Annotated in this window: 14 protein-coding genes, 1 tRNA gene and 1 pseudogene; 9 read left to right on the top strand and 7 right to left on the bottom strand. The window is 55.8% G+C overall.

Annotated features, from left to right (window positions below; genetic code table 11):
- Positions 1-25 precede the first annotated feature (25 nt).
- The 5 genes from fos to B7L09_RS10365 all read left to right on the top strand — a co-directional run bounded on the left by fos (position 26) and on the right by B7L09_RS10365 (position 3,433).
- Positions 26-463, top strand: a complete 438-nt coding sequence (fos, locus tag B7L09_RS10385; RefSeq protein ID WP_094468711.1) for a fosfomycin resistance glutathione transferase — start codon at positions 26-28, stop codon at positions 461-463.
- A gap of 43 nt (positions 464-506) precedes the next feature.
- Entirely contained in the window at positions 507-1,145 is a 639-nt protein-coding gene (locus B7L09_RS10380) for a LysE family translocator (protein WP_094468710.1), read from the top strand.
- 84 nt (positions 1,146-1,229) lie between these two features.
- Positions 1,230-2,579 carry a sensor domain-containing protein gene (locus tag B7L09_RS10375; protein ID WP_094468709.1) on the top strand — a complete coding sequence of 450 codons (1,350 nt, stop codon included), beginning with the start codon at positions 1,230-1,232 and terminating at the stop codon, positions 2,577-2,579.
- A gap of 118 nt (positions 2,580-2,697) precedes the next feature.
- Positions 2,698-2,856, top strand: a complete 159-nt coding sequence (locus B7L09_RS10370; RefSeq protein ID WP_010462447.1) for a KGG domain-containing protein — start codon at positions 2,698-2,700, stop codon at positions 2,854-2,856.
- A gap of 73 nt (positions 2,857-2,929) precedes the next feature.
- Positions 2,930-3,433: a DUF4142 domain-containing protein gene (locus B7L09_RS10365; protein WP_094468708.1), complete on the top strand. Its 504-nt coding sequence runs from the start codon at positions 2,930-2,932 to the stop codon at positions 3,431-3,433.
- A gap of 67 nt (positions 3,434-3,500) precedes the next feature.
- Here the strand turns inward: B7L09_RS10365 and B7L09_RS10360 are convergent, their stop codons facing one another.
- Complete coding sequence (locus B7L09_RS10360) at positions 3,501-3,911, bottom strand: low affinity iron permease family protein (protein ID WP_094468707.1); 411 nt, start codon at positions 3,909-3,911, stop codon at positions 3,501-3,503.
- A 339-nt stretch (positions 3,912-4,250) separates the two neighbouring features.
- Between B7L09_RS10360 and tam the strand changes: the two genes are divergently transcribed.
- Complete coding sequence (gene tam / locus B7L09_RS10355; protein WP_094468706.1) at positions 4,251-5,021, top strand: trans-aconitate 2-methyltransferase; 771 nt, start codon at positions 4,251-4,253, stop codon at positions 5,019-5,021.
- A 261-nt stretch (positions 5,022-5,282) separates the two neighbouring features.
- On the opposite strand, the gene B7L09_RS10350 is transcribed toward tam, so the two are convergent.
- The 3 genes and pseudogenes from B7L09_RS10350 to B7L09_RS10340 all read right to left on the bottom strand — a co-directional run bounded on the left by B7L09_RS10350 (position 5,283) and on the right by B7L09_RS10340 (position 6,705).
- Complete coding sequence (locus B7L09_RS10350) at positions 5,283-6,011, bottom strand: class I SAM-dependent methyltransferase (RefSeq protein WP_094468705.1); 729 nt, start codon at positions 6,009-6,011, stop codon at positions 5,283-5,285.
- Positions 6,012-6,054: 43 nt separating this feature from the next.
- Positions 6,055-6,138, bottom strand: a pseudogene (locus tag B7L09_RS10345) (type II toxin-antitoxin system HicB family antitoxin); the annotation flags it as partial.
- A gap of 303 nt (positions 6,139-6,441) precedes the next feature.
- On the bottom strand, positions 6,442-6,705 hold the full coding sequence (locus B7L09_RS10340; protein WP_094468704.1) for a short-chain dehydrogenase: 264 nt from the start codon (positions 6,703-6,705) through the stop codon (positions 6,442-6,444).
- Between the two features lie 407 nt (positions 6,706-7,112).
- On the opposite strand from B7L09_RS10340, the gene B7L09_RS10335 reads away from it, so the two are divergent.
- Entirely contained in the window at positions 7,113-7,334 is a 222-nt protein-coding gene (locus B7L09_RS10335; protein WP_255141810.1) for a DUF6500 family protein, read from the top strand.
- A gap of 144 nt (positions 7,335-7,478) precedes the next feature.
- Here B7L09_RS10335 and B7L09_RS10330 read toward each other — a convergent pair whose 3' ends face one another.
- The 3 genes from B7L09_RS10330 to B7L09_RS10320 all read right to left on the bottom strand — a co-directional run bounded on the left by B7L09_RS10330 (position 7,479) and on the right by B7L09_RS10320 (position 8,342).
- Positions 7,479-7,838, bottom strand: a complete 360-nt coding sequence (locus B7L09_RS10330) for a helix-turn-helix domain-containing protein (RefSeq protein WP_094468703.1) — start codon at positions 7,836-7,838, stop codon at positions 7,479-7,481.
- Positions 7,838-8,083 carry a type II toxin-antitoxin system HigB family toxin gene (locus B7L09_RS10325; RefSeq protein WP_094468702.1) on the bottom strand — a complete coding sequence of 82 codons (246 nt, stop codon included), beginning with the start codon at positions 8,081-8,083 and terminating at the stop codon, positions 7,838-7,840. Before B7L09_RS10325 ends, B7L09_RS10330 begins: the two co-directional genes overlap by 1 nt.
- Positions 8,084-8,268: 185 nt before the next feature.
- Positions 8,269-8,342 (bottom strand) — tRNA-Gly (locus tag B7L09_RS10320).
- 130 nt (positions 8,343-8,472) lie between these two features.
- Between B7L09_RS10320 and B7L09_RS10315 the strand changes: the two genes are divergently transcribed.
- Both B7L09_RS10315 and B7L09_RS10310 read left to right on the top strand, forming a co-directional pair.
- Complete coding sequence (locus tag B7L09_RS10315; protein WP_042932318.1) at positions 8,473-9,672, top strand: tyrosine-type recombinase/integrase; 1,200 nt, start codon at positions 8,473-8,475, stop codon at positions 9,670-9,672.
- 141 nt (positions 9,673-9,813) lie between these two features.
- Positions 9,814-10,443, top strand: coding sequence for a hypothetical protein (locus B7L09_RS10310; RefSeq protein ID WP_010462425.1), 630 nt, complete (start codon positions 9,814-9,816; stop codon positions 10,441-10,443).
- Positions 10,444-10,485 lie beyond the last annotated feature (42 nt).

Here is a 10,485-nt window from a genome sequence, read left to right as displayed (position 1 = left end):
AGTAGCACTCAAAGGTTAATCGCCCATGCTCACCGGCCTCAACCACCTGACCCTCGCCGTCACAGACCTGAACCGCAGCGTGGCGTTCTATCAAGACCTGCTGCAACTGCGCCTCGAAGCCACTTGGGACACCGGCGCCTATCTGTCACTGCCGGGTTTGTGGCTGTGCTTGTCCGTTGATCCGCTGCGCAACTCGGGACCCGCCGCCGATTACACCCATTACGCCTTCACCCTCAGCGCAACCGATTTCCCCGTGTTCGTCGAACGCCTGCGATCCGCCAACGTGCAGGAATGGCGCGACAACCGCAGTGAAGGCGCGTCCTTCTATTTCCTCGACCCGGACGGCCACAAGCTCGAAGCCCACGTTGGCGATCTGGCGTCTCGGCTGGCCGCCTGTCGCGTGCGGCCGTATGCGGGAATGAAGTTCTTCGACGATCAGTCAGTCGATATTCCCGGGACCTGATATAGACTTGCGCCCATTCACCAAATAGTTAAAAGGTTTTCCAATGACTCCATCGTTGCTAATGGCCGTTCTCGCCTCGGGTTTTATCTACGGCATCACGCCGGGGCCGGGTGTGTTGGCGGTGTTTGGCATCGGTGCTGCGCGGGGACGACGNGCCGGGGCGGGTTTNCTNTGCGGGCATTTGCTCGGGGATGTGGTGTGGTGCAGTACGGCGCTGATCGCCATTGTTGGCGCGCGGGAAGTCGGTAGCAGTGCGTTTGATGTACTGGGCGTGCTCAGCGGGCTGTACCTGTTTTGGCTCGGGTTGCGCGCCATACGGGCGAAGCGCAGCAGCGCCGATACGCCTCAAGGCCCGGCTCGCCAGCCCTTTTGGCACGGCATTCTGTTTGGCCTGACCAATCCCAAGGCCTACCCCGTGGCAGTAGCGACGTTCACTGCGCTGCTGTCCAGTCGTGCGGAGTTGCTGCACTGGTCAATGCTGCCGTGGTTGATTGTCTTGAGCTTTGTCGGTGGTCTCATGGCCTACGCTATTCTCATTGGCATTGTCGGTGCGCGGCAGGTTCGCACCTTGTATCAACGCCATGAATTGGCGATCACCCGGTTATGCGGGGTGATGTTTATCGGTTTCGCCATCAACGCCCTCGCTCATGCACTGCCGGGGCTGGTGACGAACAAGGCTTGAGGTTGAGCGCACGGATGCGTCAATGCCCGATGGGTCATGGAGGGGCTTTTTATTGCTGCATTGTCCGGAAACGCTTATCGCACCATGGCAACCAGAAATTCCGCGCCGTTGGCGAGCTACATCGATCTCTTGCTGGACGCCGTCTGTGCGGTGGATAAACAAGGTCGCTTCGTATTTGTCAGCGCGGCCTGCGAGCGTATCTTCGGCTATACCCCTGACGAACTGATCGGCCAGCCGATGATTGATATGGTGCATCCCGCCGATCGCCAACGCACCCTCGACGCTGCACGCGAGATCATGGGCGGCGATCCCAAGCTCAACTTCGAAAACCGCTACCTGCGCAAGGACGGCGGCGTGGTGCATATCCTATGGTCGGCGCGCTGGTCTGAAGTCGATCAGTTGCGCATCGCTGTGGCCCGGGACATCACCGAGCGCAAGCAGGCCGAATCCCGGCAAGCGGCGTTGTACGCGATCTCCGAGGCGGCTCACGCAGCGGAAGATTTGCTGGCGTTGTTCAAGCGCATCCACTTGATCATCGGCGAATGGCTGCCGGCACTGAATTTCTCCGTGGCGCTGTATGACGAGCACTGCGCGCAGCTGAACTTTCCGTATCACGTCGACGACCATGAACTGCAGCCCGAGCAGCCCGGAACCATGACGGGGCGACTCTGCGCCGAGGTGATTCGCAGCGGCCAGCCGATTTTGCTGACCCTGGATCAGGACACTCTGCCAGAAGGGTTTGAGGCATCGGTCGCCGGACAGGACTCGCCTTGCTGGCTGGGTGTCCCGCTGAGCTCGCAAAATGGCACCATCGGCGCGCTGATCGTCAAAAGCGTACCGGGTGGCGAGCGCTACACCGAGCAGGACAAGGAGCTGTTGCAATACGTCTGCGCCCAAGTCGCCACCGCCATCGAGCGCAAGCAACTGCATGCCCGACTGCAGCGCATGGCGCAGTACGATCAACTGACCCAACTGCCCAATCGAGAGTTGCTGCGTGACCGGCTCAAAGACTCCCTCACGCTGGCGCGAGCGGATTCCGGACGAATGGCGCTGCTGTACGTCGACCTCGACCGCTTCAAGGAAGTCAACGACACCCACGGCCATGCGGTCGGCGACATGCTGTTGCAAGCGGTCGCCAATCGGCTCAAGGGCTGCGTGCGCGAGACCGACACCGTGGCGCGTATCGGTGGGGATGAGTTTGTGGTGTTGTTGCACAGCATTCACGCGTCGGAAGACGCTGATAATGTTGCGGGAAAAATCCGTCAGGTGCTGGCGCAACCCTTGCGCCTGGACGGGCACAGCGTAAACATCCAGCCGAGCATTGGCGTCGCGCATTACCCCGAGCACGGCACCGAGGAAAAGCAGCTGTTCCGGCACGCCGATGAGGCCATGTACGCCGCCAAGCGCCGAAATCACCAGCACCTCGGGGCGTGAAAAAATGGACCACCGTTCGTCGCGGCGATTTCATTTTTTCTAAACCTTTGCGGTGATCGAAATTCAGATTCTATGCGGGCTCCTGCTCGCCGCGATCATCACCAAGAGGTAGAGAATCATGCCTAACTCAAGAAACTCGAACTCGGGAAACTTCGCCAACGATCGAACGAAGGCGTCAGAAGCCGGTCGCAAAGGTGGGAAAACTACCACTACGACCGTCGATAAAGACCCTGCGAAACCCGACATGGGCCGCAAAGGTGGTCAGAAGTCGAAGTAGTCGCAAGGTAGTTTTGATTGAGAGGCGGGGGCGAAAGCTCCCGCTTGAATTTTTATAGAAGGAGGGCGCGACCATGAGCCGGATGGCCACCCGATTACGCACTGCCAGTTTTGTCTCGTTGCTGAGCCTGTTTGCCAACAGTGCCTTCGCCCAGTCGCCCGCCGAATTCATTAACGATGCGTCGGCCAAAGGCATGGCCGACATCGAAGCCAGTCGCCTGGCGCACCAGAAAACCGAATCCAAAGAGGTCAAGGACTACACCATCGTGGTCATCAATGACCGCACGACCGCCAACCAGCACCTGGCGAAAATCGCCAAGCAGCTGGATTTGCCGGTTGCCCCTCGCGAAGAAGTGGTCGACAAGGCCAAAGCGTTGATGCCGGAAGTGAAGGACGGCGCATCCTTTGACCAGGCTTATACCGCCAGTCAGGTGAAGACGACCCAGGAAGCCATCGAACAGCTTCAACAGGTCGCTCAGACAACCGACGTTCCGCAAATCAAAGCCTTCGCAGAGGAAACCTTGCCCAAACTGCAAAACCACCTGGAAATGGCCAGAGCGCTGCAAGCCAGTCGCTAGACCAGGCGGTTAACGCTGTTGGATGCAAACGGCGCGTGATTCACATCACGCGCCGTTTTGTTTGTGCTCAGCACTCATTCAAGTCCTGTTTGTGCTTGCTTGTAGTGGCCAGCCCCGCCAGGCCATGCACGTCTTTTTCGCCCATGGCGCGATAGTGTCTACGCAGGGCTTCCAGTTGCTTGAGGTCCAGTAACTCCAGCCCCAGCATTGCGTTCTGCGCCTCCTTGTTCACCCGCAATAACTCATCGATTTTCAGATGCAGGATGTCGGTGTCGCGGTTCTGCGTGTTCTGGATCAGAAACACCATCAGGAACGTGATGATCGTGGTTGAGGTGTTGATGATCAGTTGCCAAGTGTCGTTGTAATCAAAAATCGGCCCGCTCAACCCCCACAACGCAATCAGAATCAAAGCCCCCATGAACGTCTTGGGACTGCCGGCCCACAGGGCGAGTTTCTGTGAGATTTTTGCGAATTTCATTGCCGTGTTCCTTATAGGGATGCGCCTGATTTTCAGACAGCGACGGCGGGTTGAAAATTCGACTTAAAAACCCCAATTCTGCGACGCCCAACCTCTGTAGGCGCTGTGTAGGAGCTGTCGAGTGAAACGAGGCCGCGATCTTTTGATCTTGATCTTTNTTGACCTATCGCTCGACGAACGGTCGATATAGTTATGACCTCCGATGATTTGGCGATAAAAAACCACTCACTCAAAACCTCTTGCGCCATAGGTCGGATAGGGCAGGGCCTGCCGGTCGAGGTATCGTAGCGAACCGGTTGTGCGCCGCTGGCCACAACAACGCACCGACAGGAGAACGCAATGAGTTGGTCCGCCAAACAATACGTCGCTTTTGAAGATGAACGCACCCGCCCAGCTCGTGATTTGCTCGCGGCGATTCCGCCCGTGGACGCGCGCTCGGCCATCGACATCGGTTGCGGCCCCGGCAATTCGACCGAGTTGCTGGTGGAGCGCTTCGCCAATGCCTCGGTGCGTGGCCTGGACAGTTCGACCGATATGATCAAGGCCGCCCGCAAGCGCTTGCCGCAGCTGCAATTCGACACGGCTGACATCGATACCTGGAACGAACCGGGACCGTTCGATGTGATTTTCGCCAACGCGGTGTTGCAGTGGGTGCCCGACCACGCGACGTTACTGCCTTCGCTGGCCGCCCGACTGACCCAGGGCGGCAGCATGGCCATCCAAATGCCCGATAACCTCAACGAGCCGTCCCATCGGCTGATGCGCGAAGTCGCTGCCGATGGGCCGTGGGCCGCCAAGTTGGAGGACGCCGCCGGGCAACGCACGGAAATGGCCAGTGCCAGCGATTACTACTCGATGTTGCGACCGCACTGTGCGCGAGTCGACGTGTGGCGCACCACCTACCATCACCCGCTCGCGGGCGGGGCGTCGGGTGTGGTCGAGTGGTTCAAGGGCAGCGGCTTGCGGCCGTTTCTCGAACCGCTGGATGAGGCGGAAAAAGCGCAATACCTCAAGCAATATCAAGCCGCGATCAAGCAGGCTTATCCGGCGCTGAGCGATGGTTCGGTGCTGTTGCCATTTCCGCGGTTGTTTATCGTCGCGACGCGCTAGGGCAAAAAGGGACGGACAACGCCGAACGTTATCGGTCCCTTTGTCTGGCACTCAGGTATTCAAAAATAAACGAAGCAAAGCCGAACAACCCGATCATCGAAATGATCATGATCCCCAACTCTGAATTGTCCATGTTGATCTCTAGGTGGTAGGTGAGCCTGAAGCATAAAGTATCTGCGGTCAGGCCCAACGCAGCGCTACGGCTTCTTTACCGGCTTGCAGGCATCTATACGCAAACTATACGAGTACAGGGCACGACACTCAGCGCTGGGTACTGACCAGCATCATCATCGGTCGCTCCCGCTCTTCGGCCAGGGCCGGTTGTGCCGCCACCTCAGCATCGGTTGGCCCCCATTCGTTGACATGCCGGATGCTGAAACCTGCGCCAATCAGCGTATTGAGCAAAGTGCCGAGGGTGCGGTGCTGTTTGATCACACCTTCGGCCAGCCAGTTCGTCACCCGCTCACCTTCCCGTTGATAACTGTCTAGCGGCCAGCGCTTGTTCCCTTCGCCATCAATCAGCCAGCCCGGATTACGCGGCGCCATGAAGATTGGGTGTTCGATGGAAAATACGAAGCGCGAACCGGGTTTTAGGGCTGTGTGGATTTTGGCGAACAGACCCGGAAGATCCTTGATGTAGTGCAGCGCCAGGGAGCTGTAGGCGAGGTCGAAACTGGCTGCGGGCAGGTCGAGATGTTCCAGATCGGCGCGGGCATATTGGATGTTGTCCGCAGACGTGGTCTTGCGCGCCTGCTCCAGCATTTTTTCCGAGACGTCCAGACCCAGCACGTTGTCGGCACCGTGTTCACTGGCCCAGCGGCAGAACCAGCCGTAACCGCAGCCGAGGTCTACAACCTCCAGGCCTTTCATCGATGGCAGCATTGCTTTGAGGGCCGGCCATTCCGGTGCGGCGTCGAGGCCGCCGATGGAGCGGGGCATCTGGCTGTAGCCCTGGAAAAACTCCGGGTCGTCGTAGATGTTTTGAGTCATTTTTGGGTTGCTCAATAAAAATCACACTTTCATATCGCGGCCATTAACCCTGCTGCAATACCTTGAGCGCTGCCGAGGCCAGAAACCCGGAACGGCTTTTTTCCTCAGGATGATGCAGCACATACTCGATGCTAGCGGGTTGGGCGGGGAGGGGACATCGATCCCACCACCAGGGCGATCAGCGCACTCAGGCGAAGCTTTTGCGTCGGTTGCGACATGCGACATCCCCTTTTCACAGCACTGAACTTGTGGCGAGGGAGCTTGCTCCCGCTGACTGCGCAGCAGTCCCTCTTCGGGGCCGCTTCGCGATCCGGCGGGAGCAAGCTCCCTAGCCTCAAATGGATAAACTTTAACTAAATGGATAACGGATTTAACCGTTTATTAGTAACNGCGTTACGGAACGCCAACTGCGTCCGGTGTCACGTTAGAGCTACTCTGCATCCATGCGTCGAGCAATGACATCCAGCACATCGCAACCGTCGCGCAAGGGTACGCAACAGAGCAACGCAAAGTCGCTGAGGATCACCGCGTCAGACGTGATGTCTCCTCGCATCGCGAGGTTTTCAAGCAGCTGCGTCACGGCCAGGATTCTGTAACTGGCGGTGCTGAGCAGTGAATGCAGCGGTTGAGTGGTGTTGACGTAGAGCGAGGAAAGGTCGTCGGCGTTGCTGGTTAAAGCCATATATTCGTTTATGAATGAGTACCGTTAGTAGGGGAAAGACCTACCACTCAATCGTCGCCAAACAATAGGGTGGCAGCTGTACGCAGGTTGGCGAACCGGACAACGGTAAAACCGGCAGACCCGTAGGTCTCCCACGCACAGCTACCAAAAAAACGCAGCACAGTGCAGTCAGAAAACTCCGAAAAAGCTCGGAGTGAATCTGAATCGTTGTCATCGAGTCGCCAAACCCGATGCGTCTTTTGGACGCGCTCGGACTATAGGCCTCGTGACAAAAACACTGCAATGCGCAAGTCTACGGACAATTCCCACCGTCGTGTAGGACCTTGCCTTTCTGAAAGTCGGCTTCGCTCGAAGCCCCGAAAGATGGGCAATCGGTACTGAGTTTGGCCGCGACCGAGACATTAATGGATTGAGAGAAAATGATGCGAGAAACCTTGAGGCAAAAGATGATCGAGGTCTGCAACAAGAAAATAGAGCAGAAGGGACCGACTGTCGGGCTCTCGTTCTATGCTTTCTTTGCAAACAAAAATGATGATCCAGTGCTTTTAATGGAAGCAGCCCAATGGTGGATCGCTAAGCACAAGCTCGACCATTTTGAAAAGGCCGTAAAAATAAAGCAGATGGTAGAGCGGAAAGATTAGCTGGTTGTTTTACAGGTGCTCAAGGACATCATGCAGAGAGTATTCTGGTGTAGGCATCGATTCGAATCCATTCGAAGGATTGAAAGCGTAGCAAGGAAAACTCCGAAGCGATATCAAGGACCGGTTTTTTGTCAGGGCTGCACGTCAGGCAACACCCGCAAGCAAACTTTCGTAAGGTATCCGCAACCCGTCGTGTAGACGTTTGATCATCGCCAGGCTCAGCTTTCGCTTGTGATTCAGCACTTCGGACACTCGCCCGCTCGTACCGATAAAAGGCTCCAGGTCGCGGGCAGTCATGCCCAACTGCTCCATGCGAAATTTAATCGCTTCCACTGGGTCCGAAGCCGGCATTGGAAAATGTTCCGCCTCGTACTTCTCAATGAGTACGGCGAGGATTTCCAGCTCGTCACCCTCTGGCGAGCCGACTTGCGCTCCCCATAGCTGCTCGACGCGTGTGAGCGCCGCAGTCAGGTCTTCCTGGGAATGAATAGGTTTGATGTTCATCACACGGTCTCCGCGTTGATCTGGTCGTATTGCGCATGGGTCCCTACGAAACGGATGAAACCCAGCTGTCGTTGATAGTCGATCGCCATGATCACTCGGTACTTGTTGCCGCCCACGTTGAAAACAACCCTGCCGCCCTTGAGAATGCTCGCCGTTCTAAGCTCATCTTTGAGTGCCTGCGGCGTGGCGTAAATAGTCTTCTCCATGTGGCGATACAGCTCGACCAGCGGCGTTTTGGCCTCGATATTTTATACTAAAACTGTCATTCCCAAAAAAACGTTAACGAAACTCAGCTTAGTCGTAACCGCCGTACCGGTAAGGGCAAAAGGCAATTCCACCAAACCCCAGACACAAAAAAACCGGCCATCAAGGCCGGTTTTTTCTTTACCTGCATCTCCCGTCAAAAATCAACGTGAGACAAAAATTCGATTGGAGCGGGTGAAGGGAATCGAACCCTCGTTATCAGCTTGGGAAGCTGGAGTAATGCCATTATACGACACCCGCTCAGAGCGGCTGACGGTGCTAAAAATCGTTATAAATCAATGCATTAAAACCACATTTCTAGTCTCACTGCGTATCAGGTAATCTGCTGTTAATTCCGGCTAACAGACACCTCTAACAGACACCTTACCTGATGCTAACAGACAAACAGATACGATCAATGAAACCCGGCGAGACCGACTACACGCGATCCGATCAGCGAGGTTCTCGCGGCAGCGGTGTACTGGTAGTCAAGGTTAAAACCACCGGCGTCAAAGAGCTTTATTACGTTCGCTATATCCAGCAGAAGATCCGCCGCAAAAAGCTGGGCAATTGGCCGGACATGACATTGTCCGATGCGCGGCTCCTTTGCAGTGAGGCCGGCGAAACCGATGCGTCTGGTGGTTCACTCTCGCTGCTCCTCGATTCGTATGTTTCAAAGCTCAAGGCCGAAGGCGCGGCATCGCACGATGATGTGAAGTGGTCATTCAAGAAATACGTCACCGAGCCGCATCCAGAGATTGCGAAGCTGCCGGCCACCCTGGTTGAACCTGGCCACATCAAGGACATTCTGTCGAAGATGATTCAGGCCGGTGTGACCACGTTTACGAACCGAGTCAGAGCCCGGCTGCATGCGGCGTTTCAGCACGGACTCAACCAGGAAAACAACCCTCGGGAGTATCTGAAAGACGGTATTCAGTTCGGGCTGAAACACAACCCGGTGGCGGGAGTGCCGGTGCAGAAAGATTGGGAGAAGCCGGGAGAGCGGGCGCTATCGGTAACAGAGCTGGGCGTGCTGTGGAACCTGCTGCCGGAAGAGCTGAGTATCGTGACGTCTGAGCTAATCAAGTTTCTTATCGCCACGGGTGGCCAGCGACCTACCCAATTGCTGACCTCGGACCGGAGCATGTATCACAAGGATCACGTCTTGATCCGGGATGCGAAAGGCAAGGCGGGGGAGCGCACTGCGCACGCTGTGCCGCTTAATGAGCTGGCATTGGGTTGCCTGGAGCGATTGTCGATGATCACTGCCAAAGATGCATACCCGTTCTCCGGCAAGGATCTCACCGAATCAATTCACACCAACTCGTTGTCGCGGGCGGTCAGCAAGCTTTACTCAAGGCATAAGAAAGACTTCGCCGGACCATTCACGCTGAGGGATATTCGCAGGACGTGTAAAACCTTGATGGGGGTGGCTGGGATCAGCAAGGAAATCCGGGACCGGATTCAGGGGCATGCATTTTCTGATGTTTCGTCCAAGCACTATGACCGCTATGACTACTTCAAAGAAAAACAGGCAGCCCTGGATGTCTGGGCTGCTTGGCTTATGAAGGAAGCAAAGGTCGTAGTTTAGGGATTATTGACGTTCCATGGGTGGTCGTTCTCGACCACGAGTCGATAGCGATACAATCCCATGGAAAATAGTGGATGAGTTGGTTGCAGGTGAACACTTGCTACCGTGATAAATGGTTTACGCAGTCGATAGGGAAGATGTATGCGCGATTCGATCAAGGCTACTTTGCAAGCCTGGGTTAGCCGCTTGGAAGCTCAAACGGCCACTGAAACAGACTATGACGATTACGAATATTTTCTAGACTATAAAGTCCTTGGCGCTGCAACGTTTCTGAAACAAGTCGCTTATCAACAGGACGATTTGGAACTGCTCGCCATCGCCACTAAGGTGGAGATGCAGGTGGAGCGGCTCATCAAGGCCGAAGAGGACGCTGAAGAAGAGGCTGAGCGTGAGAGGCAGGAAATGTGGGAGCAGGTCTCTGAGGCCGATGAGCAAATTAGAGCAATTTGCATCCGCCACTTCTACACAGAGCCCGCCTTCTCGGTAGACATGTCGGAATACGTGTCGATTGTTGAAGCTTCCTCCGATTGCTTTTCTGATCCTTACAAGCTAGCCAGCCTGAGAAGGTATGTCGATGAGGAGCAGGTGCTGAATAAAGTTTTCGAGAAAGTGAAAAGCCGTCTACGGCGCACGAATTTGTCCGGGCTGGTTCCAACTTTTGATGACGTGTCGAAGGCATTTGGGATCGAGCTTAAAGAGGTATATCGCCTTGCAAACGCTCATGTGGAGAGGACGATCATGAAGTATGCCAAGGCTCAGTCTCTTGCTTAACATTTCGACTGCTATGTCTACTTCAGGGAAAACTTGCAGCCC

Origin of the sequence: Pseudomonas mandelii (assembly GCF_002251635.1) — a bacterium.
GTDB lineage: Bacteria > Pseudomonadota > Gammaproteobacteria > Pseudomonadales > Pseudomonadaceae > Aquipseudomonas > Aquipseudomonas mandelii_B.
This window is presented reverse-complemented; position numbering and strand designations above follow the sequence as displayed.